Annotated in this window: 16 protein-coding genes and 1 tRNA gene; 12 read left to right on the forward strand and 5 right to left on the reverse strand. The window is 64.7% G+C overall.

All coding sequences use genetic code 11. The features are described from left to right. Nucleotides 1–76 precede the first annotated feature (76 nt). Together gatB and AB4Z44_RS19645 are read left to right on the forward strand one after the other, a co-directional pair. Entirely contained in the window at nt 77–1570 is a 1494-nt protein-coding gene (gatB, locus tag AB4Z44_RS19640) for an Asp-tRNA(Asn)/Glu-tRNA(Gln) amidotransferase subunit GatB (RefSeq protein WP_404711339.1), read from the forward strand. Nucleotides 1571–1596: 26 nt separating this feature from the next. Next, nucleotides 1597–2595: a glycosyltransferase gene (locus AB4Z44_RS19645; RefSeq protein ID WP_404711340.1), complete on the forward strand. Its 999-nt coding sequence runs from the start codon at nt 1597–1599 to the stop codon at nt 2593–2595. 19 nt (nt 2596–2614) lie between these two features. Here AB4Z44_RS19645 and AB4Z44_RS19650 read toward each other — a convergent pair whose 3' ends face one another. Continuing rightward, complete coding sequence (locus AB4Z44_RS19650; protein ID WP_404711341.1) at nt 2615–2782, reverse strand: hypothetical protein; 168 nt, start codon at nt 2780–2782, stop codon at nt 2615–2617. A gap of 115 nt (nt 2783–2897) precedes the next feature. Between AB4Z44_RS19650 and AB4Z44_RS19655 the strand changes: the two genes are divergently transcribed. The 8 genes from AB4Z44_RS19655 (at nt 2898) to copD (ending at nt 10366) form a co-directional block, all read left to right on the forward strand. Beyond that, nucleotides 2898–2982 (forward strand) — tRNA-Leu (locus tag AB4Z44_RS19655). A 51-nt stretch (nt 2983–3033) separates the two neighbouring features. Continuing rightward, the gene (gene tig, locus AB4Z44_RS19660) at nt 3034–4689 is read left to right on the forward strand and encodes a trigger factor (protein WP_404711342.1); all 1656 of its coding nucleotides are present in this window, start codon (nt 3034–3036) and stop codon (nt 4687–4689) included. Further along, nucleotides 4689–5642: a glycosyltransferase family 2 protein gene (locus AB4Z44_RS19665; RefSeq protein WP_404711343.1), complete on the forward strand. Its 954-nt coding sequence runs from the start codon at nt 4689–4691 to the stop codon at nt 5640–5642. The genes tig and AB4Z44_RS19665 overlap by 1 nt, the downstream gene beginning before the upstream one ends. 76 nt (nt 5643–5718) lie before the next feature. Then, nucleotides 5719–6831 carry a glycosyltransferase gene (locus AB4Z44_RS19670; protein WP_404711344.1) on the forward strand — a complete coding sequence of 371 codons (1113 nt, stop codon included), beginning with the start codon at nt 5719–5721 and terminating at the stop codon, nt 6829–6831. A gap of 93 nt (nt 6832–6924) precedes the next feature. Then, nucleotides 6925–7563 (forward strand): ATP-dependent Clp endopeptidase proteolytic subunit ClpP, encoded by a 639-nt coding sequence (gene clpP, locus AB4Z44_RS19675; protein ID WP_404711345.1) that lies wholly within the window; start codon nt 6925–6927, stop codon nt 7561–7563. A 129-nt stretch (nt 7564–7692) separates the two neighbouring features. Further along, complete coding sequence (gene clpX / locus AB4Z44_RS19680) at nt 7693–8964, forward strand: ATP-dependent Clp protease ATP-binding subunit ClpX (RefSeq protein WP_404711346.1); 1272 nt, start codon at nt 7693–7695, stop codon at nt 8962–8964. 145 nt (nt 8965–9109) lie between these two features. After that, nucleotides 9110–9463: a copper homeostasis periplasmic binding protein CopC gene (gene copC, locus AB4Z44_RS19685; protein WP_404711347.1), complete on the forward strand. Its 354-nt coding sequence runs from the start codon at nt 9110–9112 to the stop codon at nt 9461–9463. Nucleotides 9464–9466: 3 nt separating this feature from the next. Next, a complete protein-coding gene (copD, locus tag AB4Z44_RS19690; protein WP_404711348.1) occupies nt 9467–10366 on the forward strand; it encodes a copper homeostasis membrane protein CopD in 900 nt (299 codons plus the stop codon). Nucleotide 10367: 1 nt separating this feature from the next. On the opposite strand, the gene AB4Z44_RS19695 is transcribed toward copD, so the two are convergent. Continuing rightward, complete coding sequence (locus AB4Z44_RS19695) at nt 10368–11126, reverse strand: molybdopterin-binding protein (protein ID WP_404711349.1); 759 nt, start codon at nt 11124–11126, stop codon at nt 10368–10370. Next, nucleotides 11119–11946 (reverse strand): cytochrome b/b6 domain-containing protein, encoded by an 828-nt coding sequence (locus AB4Z44_RS19700; RefSeq protein WP_404711350.1) that lies wholly within the window; start codon nt 11944–11946, stop codon nt 11119–11121. Before AB4Z44_RS19700 ends, AB4Z44_RS19695 begins: the two co-directional genes overlap by 8 nt. A 113-nt stretch (nt 11947–12059) precedes the next feature. Between AB4Z44_RS19700 and AB4Z44_RS19705 the strand changes: the two genes are divergently transcribed. Then, complete coding sequence (locus AB4Z44_RS19705) at nt 12060–12446, forward strand: MerC domain-containing protein (RefSeq protein WP_404711351.1); 387 nt, start codon at nt 12060–12062, stop codon at nt 12444–12446. A gap of 42 nt (nt 12447–12488) precedes the next feature. On the opposite strand, the gene AB4Z44_RS19710 is transcribed toward AB4Z44_RS19705, so the two are convergent. Next, complete coding sequence (locus AB4Z44_RS19710; protein ID WP_404710065.1) at nt 12489–13424, reverse strand: IS630 family transposase; 936 nt, start codon at nt 13422–13424, stop codon at nt 12489–12491. Between the two features lie 118 nt (nt 13425–13542). On the opposite strand from AB4Z44_RS19710, the gene AB4Z44_RS19715 reads away from it, so the two are divergent. Beyond that, nucleotides 13543–13836 carry a plasmid stabilization protein gene (locus tag AB4Z44_RS19715; RefSeq protein ID WP_404711352.1) on the forward strand — a complete coding sequence of 98 codons (294 nt, stop codon included), beginning with the start codon at nt 13543–13545 and terminating at the stop codon, nt 13834–13836. Nucleotides 13837–13839: 3 nt separating this feature from the next. Here the strand turns inward: AB4Z44_RS19715 and AB4Z44_RS19720 are convergent, their stop codons facing one another. Further along, complete coding sequence (locus AB4Z44_RS19720; protein ID WP_404711353.1) at nt 13840–15588, reverse strand: tetratricopeptide repeat protein; 1749 nt, start codon at nt 15586–15588, stop codon at nt 13840–13842. Between the last annotated feature and the right edge of the window lie 15 nt (nt 15589–15603).

Raw genomic sequence — 15603 nt, forward strand, 5'->3', positions numbered from 1 at the left:
GCGACCAGACAATGTTCGGCGCATGCCTAACGGCGGATGGATTGACAATGACCTAATCGTGGGGAACCGGTGAGACATGACAGAAGCATCCTACCGGATCGAAGGCGCGACCGGCCCGTGGGAGGTCGTGATCGGCCTCGAAGTCCATGCGCAGATCACCTCCAACGCCAAGCTCTTCTCGGGCGCGGCGACCGCGTTCGGCGCCGAGCCCAATTCCCAGGTCAGCCTGGTCGATGCCGCCATGCCCGGCATGCTGCCCGTGCCCAACCGTGAATGCATCCGCCAGGCCGTGCGCACCGGCATGGCGCTGGGATCGCAGATCAACCGCTGGAGCCGGTTCGACCGCAAGAATTATTTCTACGCCGATTTGCCGCAGGGTTACCAGATCAGCCAGCTCTACCACCCGCTGGTGGGCGAGGGCACGATGCTGATCGAGCCCGAGGGCGCCGCTCCCAAGACGGTCGGGATCGAGCGTATCCATGTCGAGCAGGATGCCGGCAAGCTGATGCACGATCAGCATCCGACGCGCTCCTATGTCGACCTCAACCGCTCGGGCGTGGCGCTGATGGAGATCGTTTCGCGCCCCGACATGCGCTCGCCCGCCGAGGCCGGGGCCTATCTGCGCAAGCTGCGCGCGATCCTGCGTTATGTAGGCAGCTGCGACGGCAATATGGAGCAGGGGTCGATGCGCGCCGACGTCAATGTCAGCGTGCGCAAGCCCGGCGATCCGTTCGGTACCCGCACCGAGACCAAGAACGTCAACTCGATTCGCTTCGTCATGGCCGCGATCGAGGGCGAAGCGCGGCGCCAGGTCGACGTGCTGGAGGCCGGGGGCAAGATCGTCCAGGAAACCCGGCTCTACGATCCCGATCGCAACGAGACGCGGTCGATGCGCTCCAAGGAGGATGCGCACGATTATCGTTATTTTCCCGATCCCGATCTGCTGCCGCTGGAACTGGACGACGCCTTCCTTGCCGAATGCGAGGCGAGCCTGCCCGAACTGCCCGACGCCAAGGTGAAGCGCTATGCCGACGTGCTCGGCATCTCGCCGGGCAACATAGCGGTGATCATGGCGGATGTGGAGGACGTCCGCTATTTCGAGGCGTTGCTCGCCGAGACCGCACGGCGCCAGGGCAAGAGCGAGGCCGAGGTTGCGCGGGCCGCGTCGAACTGGCTGGTGTCGGATCTGTTCGGTGGACTCAATCGGATCGGGCGTAGCGTGAGCGATTCGCCGATCAGCCCCGCGCAGGGCGCCGAACTGCTCGGGCTCGTCGCCGATGGGACGCTTTCGGGCACGCTTTCCAAGCAGGTGTTCGAGATCATGCTGGAAACCGGCGACGATCCGGCCGAGATCGTCGAGAAACGCGGGCTCAAGCAGACCAGCGATACCGGCGCGATCGAGGCGGTGATCGCCGAGATTTTGGCCAAGAATCCCGGCCAGCTGGAACAGTATCGCGGCGGCAAACAGGCCTTGTTCGGCTTTTTCGTCGGCCAGACGATGAAGGCGATGGGAGGCAAGGCCAATCCATCGGTGGTGAACGAGCTGTTGCGCAAAGCGTTGGACGGCTGAGTCCAGCCGGCACGGGAGGGGGCAACTTGACGGACAAGGTGTCGATCGCGATCGCCAGCTACAATGGCGCCGCCTTCATCGGCGAGCAGCTTGCGAGCATCGCGAGACAAACCCGCCTGCCGGACGAGGTCGTTGTTTCGGATGACGGCTCGACCGACGACACGGTGGCAATCGTCGAGCGGTTCGGGGTCACCGCACCGTTTGCCGTGCGGGTCGTGCGCCGGACCGAGCGGCTCGGCATATTGGAAAACTTCTACGCGGCTTTCGCAGCCTGTTCGGGCGACATAATCGTCTATTGCGACCAGGACGATGTCTGGCGGGAGAACAAGCTCGCTCTGCAACTCGCCGCGCTTGGGCAGGGCGCCGTGCTGACGATGCATCCCAGCCAGATCGTCGATGGCGCGCTTCAGCCGATCGGGGGGCAGGAGCCGTTCAATGGGCGCCACGGCCTGATCCCGGCCCCGTTTGATTCCCAGACCATTTACGGTTTCGGGCATCAGATGATGTTCCGGCGGGTGGTGCTCGATGTCATGGTGCGTGTTCGGCCGGTCGTCGATAGCCTGTCGAAAACGCGCCTGGCGCATAATTTTGATCGCTACATCCCGTTTTGCGCGAGCCTGGTTGGCGGGGTTGTGATCCTACCCGAGGCGCTGACCCTGTTCCGCCGCCATGCCGATGCGACCAGCCCCGCCGGAATCGACACGCACGCCCCCGTTGGGCTCGCTGCACGGGCAGCGGCGGCGATCCGACGCGACGAGGAGTTCGCCGCCGAGGCGGCGGCAATCACGGCAGAGGCCGCGCGCCGGAGCATTGGCGACCTCGCCACGGTACAAGCGCTCGCCCGCGCCTATGAGCGCAAGTCCAGGCTGGCCACACGTCAGGCGGCGATCGTCGGCGCGTCTTCTCGCGTGGCCAAGCTGGCGCGGCTCGTGGCTGCGCTGTTCGTGGCGGCGCGCCCGGCGGGGTTCAGCAACGATCGTTCGGGCCACGCTGCCAAGGTCGCCATCGTGGCCGCCCTGCGCTGAGCACCGAATTCGGGGCCGGCTACTGATCTTGCACGATCTTTTCTCGCGTGCCGGCGGTGTGGCCAAGATCGGTCGGGATATCTTCCACGCTCTCGCGGCCCGGATCGGTAGGCGACGTAATCTGCTCGGGCGAATCGGATGGCTCGGGCGGAACCGAATCGGGATGGGCGTCGGGTATACTCGCCATGATCGCTCTCCTATGCGCTTGAACGCTTGCAACGATCGGGTCGGCAAATGGTCTCCCTTGCGCCTTGCCCTCTCGCTGCCTCTGCTATAAGCGCCCCGCTTCCGAATTGCGTCCCGCGGGCGTGGCGGAACTGGTAGACGCGCTGGATTTAGGTTCCAGTATCGCAAGATGTGGGGGTTCGAGTCCCTTCGCCCGCACCAGCCTTCAAGGCCCGCACGGACCACCCACCCGCAGAGGTTGAGTGAAGACCCATGCAGACTGTCGAGACGTTGAACGAAGGCCTGAAGCGGGCCTACACCCTGACCATCCCGGCGGGTGATATTGCCGCCAAGGTCGATGCCGAGGTCAAGCGCGCCGCGCCGACCGTGCGCATGCCCGGCTTCCGCCCCGGCAAGGTGCCGGCGAATCTGATCAAGAAGATGCATGGGCCGGCGCTGGAGCGCGAGGCGCTCAATACCGCGGTGCAGGAAGGCATCCAGTCGCTGATCACCGAGCAGGGGCTGCGCCCCGCGATGCAGCCGCAGGTCGAGTTGGACGAGGATTACAGCGCCGGCAAGGATGTCGAGGTCAAGATCGCGCTCGAAATCCTGCCGCAGGTGCCGGCTCCCGCCATCGACGCCATCAAGCTCGAGCGTCTGACCGCCGAGCCGACCGACGCGGAGATCGATGCTTTGCTCAAGCGCTTCGCCGCACAGCAGAAGAGCTTCGAGCCCGCGCTCGAAGGCCATCCGGCGGTCGAAGGCGATCAGGTCGTGATCGATTTCGTCGGCAAGACCGAAGACGGCGTGGCCTTCCCGGGCGGCACGGGCACCGGCATGTCGGTCGAGCTCGGGTCGGGTCAGCTTATCCCCGGCTTCGAAGCCCAGCTCGAAGGCGCCAAGGTCGGCGAGGAGCGCACGCTCAACGTGACCTTCCCCGAAAGTTACGGCGAGAAGAGCCTAGCGGGCAAGCCGGCGACCTTCGACATCACCGTCACCGCGGTGAACACGCCCAAGGATGTCGCGATCGACGACGATTTCGCCAAGGGGCTCGGCCTCGAGGGCATCGACAAGCTGCGTGAGCTGTTCAAGGGACAGGTCGAGCAGGAGCTCAACGGCCTCACCCGCACCCATATGAAGCGCAAGCTGCTCGATCAGCTCGCCGCCGGCCACGATTTCCCCGTGCCGCCGTCGATGGTCGATGCCGAGTTCGCCCAGATCTGGAGCCAGCTCGAGCACGAGGCCACGCATGAGGCCGATCCGGCTGCGGCGATGGCCGAGATGGAAAAGGAGCGCGACGATTATGTCGCGATTGCCGAGCGCCGCGTGCGTCTGGGCCTGCTCCTGTCGGAAATCGGCCAGCAGAACGGCGTCGAAGTGAGCCAGGCCGAGATGCAGCGTCTCGTCGCGCAGGCCGCGCAGCAATATGATCCCAAGGATCGCCAGCGCTTCGCCGAATATGTCCAGCAGGATCCGATCGCGGCTGCCCAGCTGCGCGCGCCGCTCTATGAGGACAAGGTCGTCGATTTCCTGTTCGGCAAGGCCGAGATCGCCGATCGTCCGGTGACACGCGAAGAGCTGGAAGCCGCGATTGAGGAAGAGGACGGCTTCGCCAGCGGCACGCACGTCCACAATCACGACGACCATGACCATCACGATCATGCCGGCCACGATCATGATCACGCTGCGCACGATCATGCGGACCATGACCACGACGAGCCCAAGCCGAAGAAGGCCGCCAAGAAGGCTGCCGAGCCCACGGCAGAGGTCGCCGAGGTGAGCGAGGCTCCGGCCAAGAAGCCGGCTGCCAAGAAGGCGAAGAAGGTTGAGGCGGTCGAGGAAGCATCCGCAGAGGAAGCCCCCGAGCTGCATGAGGCACCCGCCCCGAAGAAGAAGCCGGCCAAGAAAAAGGCCGAGGCTGAAGGCTGATGAACTCCGGATCGACGGCGGCGCCCCTGCGCGTCGCCGTCATCCTGCCCTGTTATAACGAAGAAGCTGCGATCGGCTCGACCATCGCCGGCTTCCGAAAGGCGCTGCCCGACGCCCGCATCTACGTCTACGACAACAATAGCGCCGATCGTACGAGGGAGGTCGCGGCCCGCGCCGGTGCGATCGTCCGGCGCGAGCGGATGCAGGGCAAGGGCCATGTCGTCCGGCGCATGTTCGCCGACGTCGAGGCCGACATCTATGTGATGGCGGATGGCGATGCGACCTACGATCCCACCGCCGCTCCCGGCCTGATCGATCGCCTGATCGAAGAGCAGCTCGACATGGTCGTCGGCGCGCGCGCGAGCGAGGTTGAGGAGGCGTATCGTCGCGGTCACCGCTTCGGCAATGCGATGCTTACCGGCATCCTGGCCCGCATCTTCGGCCGCACCTTCAGCGACATCCTGTCGGGCTATCGCGTCTTCTCGCGTCGCTTCGTGAAGAGCTTCCCGATCCTGTCGGCCGGGTTCGAGATCGAGACCGAGATCAGCGTCCATGCGCTGGAATTGCGCATGCCGGTCGGTGAGGTGGTCACACGCTATGGCGCGCGGCCGGAGGGATCGACTTCCAAATTGTCGACCTACCGCGACGGTTGGCGGATTCTGCGCACGATCCTCACCTTGTTTCGGATCGAGCGGCCGGTGCTCTATTTCGGCATGATCGGGCTGGCGCTGGCGCTGTTGGCGGTGATTCTGGCGATTCCGCTCGTGGTCACTTACGTCCAGACCGGGTTGGTGCCGCGCTTCCCGACCGCATTGCTGGCGACCGGCCTCGTCATCGTGGCGTTCCTCTGCTTCTTCACCGGCCTGATCCTCGATACCGTGGTACGCGGGCGGCGCGAGGTCCGGCGGCTCGCCTATCTCGCTTTCTGTGCTCCGACTCGCGACGAAGCCTGAAATAATCTCGCCACATCGGTGGCTTTTAAGGCGGCTGTAAATCGATGAAGGTATGAGCGGCGTGGAAGGCAGGGCAGTGATTCAGCAGGACATAGCCCTTGCCCGGCCGGCCGAGCTCGCGATCATCGTGCCGACCTTCAACGAAGCGGCCAACCTGGAACTGCTCGTCGATCTGGTCGACAAGGCGATTCCGCATATTCGCTGGGAATTGGTGTTCGTCGATGACGACTCGCCCGACGGCACGGCCGAACTCGCGCGCACGATCGCCAAGCGCGATAGCCGCATCCGCGTTCTCCGCCGCCACAACCGGCGTGGGCTTTCGACCGCCTGCGTCGAGGGCATCCTTGCCACCGCCGCCGATTATGTCGCGGTGATGGATTCGGACCTCCAGCATGACGAGCGCATTCTGGGCTTGATGCTCGATCGCCTTAAGCGGGGCGACGTCGATCTGGTCGTCGGCAGCCGCTACGTCGAAGGCGGCTGTGTCGGCGAGTGGAGCAAAGGCCGTGCGGCCGGCAGCATGCTCGCGACCCGTATCGCGCTCAAGCTGACCCGCACCCCGATCAGCGATCCGATGAGCGGCTTCTTCATGATCCGCCGCGATGCCTTCATGCGATCGCTGCCGTATCTCTCTTCGATGGGCTTCAAGATCCTGCTCGATATCGCCGCGAGCGCGCCGCAGCCGATCAAGGTGGCCGAGGTGCCGTATACGTTCCGCTGCCGCCAGCATGGCGAGAGCAAGCTCAATTCGCTTGTATTGTGGGAATATTTCGAGCTGCTGCTCGACAAGGCGATCGGCAAATATGTGCCGGTCCGATTCCTGAGCTTCGCGCTGGTCGGCGGGTTCGGCCTCTTGGTCCATTTCGCGGTATTGACCACCCTGTTTGTGGGGTTGGGTGCCAGCTTCGGCCTGTCTCAGACGGCAGCTACGGTCATTGCGATCAGCAACAACTTCTTCCTCAACAATATGCTCACCTATCGCGATCAGCGGCTACGCGGCCGTGCGCTGCTGTGGGGCTGGATCACCTTCAATCTCGTCTGCGCGACGGGGGCTGCCGCCAATATCGGCGTGGCCGAATGGCTGTTCGGCCGGCACACATATTGGGTCTTCTCGGCGGTCGCGGGGGTGCTGGTGAGCGTCGTGTGGAACTATGCGATGTCCTCGCTCTTCACGTGGCGCCGCAAATAGCCCAAACGACCACCGATGCCCGGGGGCCTTGAACCCGATCGCGCGAACGCCGATGTTGGTGGCCATCAGAGGGCAAAAGGACACAGATACCCCATGACCGACCACGCCGACATCACTGCGGGCCTCGTTCCGATCGTCATCGAGCAGTCCAACCGCGGCGAGCGTAGCTTCGACATTTATTCGCGCCTGCTGCGCGAGCGCATCGTCTTCGTAACCGGTCAGGTCGAAGATCACATGGCCAGCCTGATCACCGCGCAGCTGCTCTTCCTCGAGTCCGAGAACCCGAAGAAGGACATCTTCATGTACATCAACTCGCCCGGCGGCGTGGTGACGGCGGGTCTCGCGATCCACGATACGATGCAATATATCCGTCCGCGCGTCGGCACGGTCTGCATCGGCCAGGCAGCTTCGATGGGCAGCTTCCTGCTCTCGGCCGGCGAGCCCGGCATGCGCGTGGCGCTGACCAACAGCCGCATCATGATCCACCAGCCTTCGGGCGGCGCGCAGGGCATGGCGGCCGATATCGAGATCCAGGCGCGCGAGATCCTGCGCATGCGTCACTCGCTGAACACGCTCTACGCCAAATATACCGGCCAGCCGCTGGAGGCGATCGAGCGGGCGATGGATCGCGACAAGTTCCTGGAAGCGGATGAAGCCAAGGAATTCGGCATCATCGACGAGGTGTTCCACAAGCGCCCGGCGCCGACGGAAGATGCCCAGCAGGCTGCGTAATGGCGACGGCGGCCGTAAACCGCCCGTTTATGGGGTGCTGGCATATAAGCTTGCCGCTCGACAAGGGCGGGGGCTAGGATGCCAGCGACTCGCGAAAGAGCCATGTAAGGCTCGAGGATATGGACGATCATGACCAAACTTAGTGGCGGCGATTCCAAGAGCACGCTCTATTGCTCCTTCTGCGGCAAGTCGCAGCACGAGGTGCGCAAGCTCATCGCCGGCCCGACGGTGTTCATCTGCGACGAGTGCGTGGAGCTGTGCAACGACATCATCCGCGAGGAGACGAAGGCGACCTTCGTCAACCGCAAGGATGGCGGCGTGCCGACTCCGCAGGACATCAACCAGCATCTCGACGATTATGTGATCGGTCAGAAGCGCGCCAAGCGCGTCCTGTCGGTCGCCGTTCATAACCATTACAAACGGCTCAACCATGGCGCCAAGGGCGCCGATGTCGAATTGGCCAAATCGAACATCCTGCTCGTCGGGCCGACCGGTTGCGGCAAGACGCTGCTGGCGCAGACGCTCGCCAAGACGTTCGACGTGCCCTTCACCATGGCTGATGCGACGACACTGACCGAGGCCGGCTATGTCGGCGAGGATGTCGAGAACATCATCCTCAAGCTGCTCCAGGCGAGCGATTACAATGTCGAGCGTGCGCAGCGCGGGATCGTCTATATCGACGAAATCGACAAGATCAGCCGCAAGGCCGACAATCCCTCGATCACGCGCGACGTGTCGGGCGAGGGCGTCCAGCAGGCGTTGCTGAAGCTGATGGAGGGCACGACCGCGTCGGTGCCGCCGCAGGGCGGGCGCAAGCATCCGCAGCAGGAATTCCTCCAGGTCGACACGACCAATATCCTCTTCATCTGCGGCGGCGCATTCGCCGGGCTCGAGCGGATCATCGCGGATCGCCTGCAGGGCAAATCGATCGGCTTCGGCGCGTTCGTGGCTGCCCCCGACGAGCGCCGCACCGGCGAGGTGCTGCGTCAGTGCGAGCCCGAGGATCTGCTGAAGTTCGGCCTGATCCCCGAATTCGTTGGCCGTCTGCCGGTTATCGCCACGCTTGAGGATCTCGACGAAGCGGCGCTGGTCAAGATCCTGGGCGAGCCCAAGAACGCGCTGGTCAAGCAGTATCAGAAACTGTTCGAGATGGAGGGGGTCAAGCTCTCCTTCACCGACGATGCGATGATCGCGGTCGCCAAGAAGGCGATCCTGCGCAAGACCGGCGCACGCGGACTGCGTTCGATTCTCGAGGGCATGCTGCTGGATACGATGTTCGACCTGCCTTCGATGGACGGCGTCGACGAGATCGTGATCGACAAGGACGTCGTCGAAGGCCGCAAGGAACCCGTCCGCGTCTTCGCCAAGAAGAGCAAGGAAAAGGCCGGCGACGCGGCCTGAACTGAACCCGACCCTCCCTTTCATGGGAGAGGTCGGGCGTGTTTGCGAGGGCAGGCAGCTAGCGAAGCCATTTCCCCGGGCGTTCATCAGCCAGCTAACCGTTCACGCGCAACGCGGCAGGACATCTCGGTTGAGGACATTCCCAATGCGCAAAGCCTATATCGCCGCCATGCTGGTTGCATCGTCCGCGGTGACGGCCGCTGAGGCGCATCCCAAGCTTCTGAGCGCGTCGCCGGCGGCGAACAGCGCGGTCGCAGCGCCGGGCAAGATCGAGATGCATTTTTCCGAAGGGCTCATCCCGGCTTTTGCCAGCATCGATCTGGTGGAAAAGAAGACGTCCGCCAAGGTCGCGGTGAAGACCAATGTCAGCGGCGGCGGCAAGACGCTGACCGGAGTGCCCGCCAGGCCGCTGACGCCTGGCGCATATCATCTCACCTATCGCGTCACCTCGGTCGACACGCATCGGATCCAGGCAAGCTACGACTTCACGGTGCGCTGAGGCGTGGCCGATCCGCTGGCCATTGCGGTTCGGCTCGGCCTTTTTCTTGTCCTCGGCCTGCTGTTCGGGCTGCCTGCGTTTGTGCTGATGTTGCTGCGCGACGATCCACGCGCGCTGCGGCTCGGCTCGATCGTGCCGCTCTTGGCGCTGGTGGCGGCCTTGCTTTCGCTCGCGCAGGTCGTGCTGCTCGCGGCATCGATGTCGGGCAGTGATCTCGCCAGCGTCGACAAGACGATGGTCGATGCCGTCCTGACGGCAGGATCTTTGGGCGTGGCGTGGAAGGCGCGGATGATCGCGCTGGCTTTGGGCCTGGTCGCGGGTCTGGGATACCCGCGTCGGCCGGGACCGGCGCTCGCTCTGGGCAGCCTGGCAGGTGCGATCGCGCTTGGCTCGCTCGCCTGGACGGGCCACGGAACGATGGGTGACGATGCGGCTGGCTGGCTCCATCTCGGGGCCGATCTGCTCCATCTCGGTGCGGCTGGCCTGTGGCTGGGGGCGCTAGTGGGGCTGGTCATTCTCGTGGCGCACCCGACGCAACCGGCGTTGTGTGCCCGCGCGCTGAGCGGATTCGCGCATATCGGCACCGCGATCGTGGTGACGCTGGCGATTACCGGGCTGGTCAATGTCTGGATATTGGTCGGTCCGTCGGCGATCGGCGGGCTGGTTACGACCGTCTATGGCTGGTTGCTCGCGGGGAAGATCAGTCTTTTCGCCGCGATGTTGGGCCTCGCTGCGGCGAACCGATTCCGGCTCGGCCCAGCGCTGACGCGGTCACCGGCCGGGGAAAGCGGTCCGGCGATACGGAACCTGAGGATCAGCCTGGCGATCGAGACCGGCTGCATCCTCGCGATTTTGCTGCTCGTCGCCTGGCTTGGCACTCTCCCGCCGACCGGCGACGCCTAGGTCAGATGCCGGCATACCAGGCGTAATCGCTCACATCCTCCCAATAGCCGCCTTTGCCGGCACCGATCGCGTCGAGGCTGGCGACCGCTTCGATCGCGCGGATATATTTGGCCTGCTTGTAGCCGAGCTGGCGTTCGACCCGCAGGCGCAGTGGGGCGCCGTTGGCAACGGGGAGGATCTGGCCGTTGAGCGCCCAGGCGAGGATGGTCTGGGGGTGGAAGGCGTCGATCAGGTCGATACTCTCATAATAAGCGGTGCCGCCGAAATCGTCGAAACAGTGGAAGACGATGTAGCGCGCCGCCGATGCCACGCCAGCTGCGTTGAGCAGCAAGGCCAGCGGCACCCCGGTCCAGCGGCCGATCGCACTCCATCCCTCGACGCAATCGTGGCGGGTGATCTGGGTCCGGGCCGGCAAAGTCCTCATCTTGTCGAGCGAGATACTCAGTGGCCGGCCGACCAGGCCGATCACTTGAAGTCGGTAATCGGCGAAGCCGTTTGCGAGCAGTTGGGCATAAGCCGGATTGTTCGGGCTCGCATTGCCGTTCGAACGGAAGATCGGCGAGATGTCGGCGCCGCTAAATTCGGGGGCGAGCGCGTTGCGCGGGGTGATCAGCCGATTGAAGCGATAGGTCAGGTCCTCGGCGCCCTTGAAGGTCGCTTTGGCGCTCTTGGTGCTCGCGATCCGATCGCAACCGGCGAGCAGCAGGCCGCCGCCGCCGATGGTCGCGATCGCGGTGCGGCGCGTAACGATCTCACCCATGGTCGCGCTCCGGCGGCAGTTTGAACCAGCCGGTCAGCATCGATCGTATTTCTCGGATCGGGCCGGCCAGCAATACCATCGCGAGATGGACGAAAATGAAGGCGACCAGCCCCATCGCGCACAGAAAGTGAATCGATCGGGCAGATTGGCGTCCGCCGAACAGGGTGAGCAATTGCGGGAAGGTCGCGTTGAAGCCCGGGCCCATCGTCAGGCCGGTCAGGATCATCAGCGGTATCAGCCCGAAGATGACGATGCCGTAGCTCAATTTCTGCAGGATATTGTAGCGCGCCGCCGCCTCGCCGGTGGGGAAGCGCAGCCGGGCGTGATCCTTGATGTCGTGCCAGATATGCCGCGGCGCGATCTCGTCGCGCGACGGGAGCAGATCGCGCCGGAAATGGCGATTGATCAGGCTCGCGATGACATAGAGCAAGCCGCCCAGTGCCAGTACCCAGGCAAAGACGAAATGCCAGCGCCGTGCGCCCGACAGGCTGTAATGCGACGGGATCGTCATCCAGTAGGGGAAGGCGCGCGTCTGGACGTGGCCCTGCGGGTCTTTCCAGTGGCCGAGTACGCCAGTGGTCGGGATCTCGATATGCCGGCCGAGCTGAAAGAGGCCGCGTCCATCGGTCGTGCCGCCGATCCGCAGCCAGGCCTGGTCGAAATTGGCGCCATATTGGCCCCAGTAGAGGCGAGGATGGGCGTTGAAGATCATCAACCCGCTCATCAGCATGATGAAGATCGTCAGCGCGTTGAGCCAGTGCCATAGCCGCGTCGGCCAACGATGCCGGTAGAGCCATGATCCTTCGCGCCGTTCCGCCATACATTGCTCCTGCGCCGTCTTCCTTAGCGCAACGATGAATGGTCGTCACGATGCGACGGACTGATACATTATATCATTGCGTTTGGACCGGTCCGCGCCCATGTGGGCTCGCGATGAGACGCTTTCAGGACGTAATCGAGGGACTCGCGGTGGGCGCCACGCTCGCCTGCCTGATCCATTGCATCGCTTTGCCGGTGATCCTCGCGGCTCTGCCTGCGCTTTCGAGCGTCGTGCCGATCCCCGAGACGTTCCACATATTGGCGCTCGCCTTCGCGGTGCCGGCGACCGGCGGAGCACTTTACGTCGGCTATCGCCATCACCGGCTGGCCGCGCCATTGCTGGTCGGGGGCGCGGGCATCGCGTTGCTGGCATTAGGGGTGCTGCGTTGGGGCGAAACTCCGCTGGAGGCCCCGGTTACGATCCTCGGCAGCCTGCTGATCGCCGGCGCGCACGTCGCCAACTGGCGTCTGCGCCGGGCGCGCCACGTGCATCTGGCGTAAGTGGATATTCGGGCTTTCGCAGGCGTTTAGAGTCTGATGACGTTAAGTTGCACCATAGCCTGAGTTTCGCAGGTAATTGCTGCATTCATCGGGTGGGAACCGATCCAGCAGCGCTCCGACGCGCTGCCATGTTGCGTCGTGCGTTCGCTCTGCGGCCTTTCGGAGCAGGTGTTTGAGCTTGGCGAAGACCTGCTCGATCGGATTGAGGTCTGGGCTGTAGGGCGGCAGGAAGAGAAGGCGAGCGCCTCTGGCGCGGATGGCGGCCCTGACGGCGGGTGTCTTGTGGCTGGAGAGGTTGTCCATGATGACGATGTCGCCTGCGCGCAGCGTTGGGCAGAGCTGGGTTTCGACCCACGCGGTGAAGCTGGCGGCGTTGATCGGCTGATCGAACACGAACGGCGCATCGATCCGGTCGGAGCGCAGGGCGGCGATGACGGTCATCGTTTTCCAGTGGCCGTAAGGCACCTTGGCATGGAGCCGTTTGCCGACCGGCGCCCACCCACGCAGAGGCGCCATGTTGGTCTTGGCCCAGGTCTCGTCGATGAAGACGAGGCGCGCTGGATCAGGCCGGCTCTGGAACTTCTTCCACTGCTCGCGCCGCCGTGCCACTGCGGGTCGTAGCTGCTCGGCGGGGAGCACGCTTTTTTTAAAGCTCAGGCCCTCGGCATGGACGAAACGCCAGACCTGCACATAGTCTACCGTGACGTCGCGTTCGGCGAGTTCGGCCACCAGCCCGCGCAGGGTGAAGTCTGTCTTTGCCCGCTCCAGCAACCAGTCGCGGTTGCCGCCCGACAATATGCCGATCTTGTGGCCGCCCACCTTGCCCGGAGCCACGCTGCCCGATCCGCGATATCGCTGCGCCCAGCGCACCACTGTCGCGGCGCTGACACTCAGCGCCTCCGCCACCGATCGAACCGTCTCCCCCGCCAGCACCCGCGCAATCGCGCGATCCCGCAAATCCATCGAATAGGGTTTCATCGTCGCTGGCCTCCAACCCAGCACGAAGCTTGAATCAGAAAATCAGACCCGTGTGAATCCCCCAATTCATTCAAACGTCATCCCGCTCTAGCTGTTTCCTGAGAAATGGAGACGGATCATGCCCCAGGGTGACAAGAGCAGTTACACCGAAAAGCAGAAGCGTCGCGCCGAGCATATCGAGGAAGGTTACGAGAAGCGCGGCACGCCCAAGAAAGTGGCCGAGAGCCGCGCCTGGGCGACGGTGAATAAGGAAACCGGCGGCGGCAAGAAGTCCGGCTCGGGCCGTGGCAAGCCTGAGAATTGTTCGGCCTCCTCACGCGGTGGACGCGCGCACAAATCGGGCTCGCCCGAACAACGCTCCGCGGCGGCCCGCAAGGGCTGGGAGACGCGGCGTCGCAACGCCGGCGCGTGACGATCAGCTGCGTCGTGGCGCCAGGTCGAAGGCTGCGGTGATGCGCTCGCCGCCCTCGATCGGCCTCGTGCCGTGATGCAAGGTGCTCGGGAACAGGACGAGGCGGCCCGGCATCGGCTCGATCGTGGCGATCGGTGCCAAGTCGATGCCGAGATAAGCGGGCGGTCGACCAAGCTCGAGCCATCCGGCGCCATCGGGCCCTGCCTCGCTCGCCTGCGGTACCACCCAGTAAGACGCCGACGACACGATACCCTTGGGGTGGATATGGCTGATATGGAAGCCGCCGCCGCTCAGCCGGATCGACCAGCTTGCCGTCATGCGCCACGCGGCGTCGCGATGGCGTAGGATCGGGTGCGTCGGATCGGCCGGGGGCAGGCCGGCGCGGTATGTTTCGACCGCGTCCAAAATCGCCGCCTTGGCCTGACGTAGTTCGGGCTCGATCCGGTCGAACAGGTTGCCATGCGTTTGCGTCCCGGCGCGGACCGAATGACCGATATGGAGCATCGCGTCGGCGTGGAGCGCGCGGAGACGTTCGATCACGGCGGAGCGTTGGTCGGCATCCAGACCGAGATCGAAGCTTGCGACCATCCCCGACTGGCCGTTTAGCCATTTCCAGCGTGGATCGCCCAAGAGCTGCCAAGCTAGACCGCGCAAGGCCCATGTCTCGACATTCTGGGGTAGAACGGCGAGCAGAGCCTCAGCGCCTTCCGGATCGCGCCGGCGTAGCAAGTGCTTGGCGATCGCCAGCGGGGGAATGAGAGGCGCGATCGCGCGGTCGTCGAGCAGTTCGGCCGCTGCATCCGCTTCGCCGGCCGCATCGTGGAAGGCGAATGCAGCCGCACGGAAGCCGACATCCCCGGTCGTCTGCGCCGCGCGGCGGGCCACGGCGGCGGCGGCGGAGAAATCATCGACGGCATTGTTGAGCTCGATCAGCCCACGCCACAGATCGCTATCGCGCGGGCGGGCCGCGAGAGCCGCTTCGTGCAGCGCCAGCCAGTCGCTGCGTCTCTCGCGCTGGCGGCGATGGAGCGCCAGCGCGCGGCGGCCGGCGTGCCAGCCGGGTTCCGCCGTCAATCGCCGCTCGATCGCCAGAGCATGCTGCGGTTGCCCCAATTCCTCGATCGCTTCGATCAGCAGATCGGGATCGTCGGGATAAGCCGATACCAGCCGCCGCAACCCCTCGTGCGCCTGCGCCTCGCCGCGATCGAGCGCGACCCGCACGCGGGCCCGCGCAACTCCGGCATGGTTCGGCGCCAAAGTCAGCGCGCGGTTGAGCAGATCGGCCGCGCGATCGAGTTCACCCTCGTCCATCTCGAGCCCGGCCAGCGCCGATAGAGCGTCCACATTGTCACCCAGCGCGGCATAGCCGGCCCGCGCTTCCTCGATCCGGCCGAGTTCTTGCAGCGCAGCTCCACGATGCAGCCGGGCGGGCGCGAACGCCGGATCGGCGGCCAGCGCACGATCATAAGCGGTCACCGCTTCCTCATACCGGCCGAGATCGCCCAGCACGTTGCCGAGCGTATCGGCGATGCGCGGGTCGCGGGGGCTGGCGGCATGCGCCGCGGCAATCGATCGCAACGCCTCGTCCTGCCGTCGGAGCGCGCGGAGCAGGATGGCGTGGAACTGGAGGATTTGCGGATGGCCCGGCGCGATCCGCAGCACTTGCTCGATCAGCGGCAGGGCGGCGGCCGGGGCGCCGTTGGCATGATGCTGCTCTGCCGCCCGCAGCAGCGCATTGGGATCGGTGGCCATGGAGCATGCTTATGC

It is taken from the genome of Sphingomonas sp. MMS24-J13 (genome assembly GCF_044905095.1).
GTDB lineage: Bacteria > Pseudomonadota > Alphaproteobacteria > Sphingomonadales > Sphingomonadaceae > Sphingomonas_I.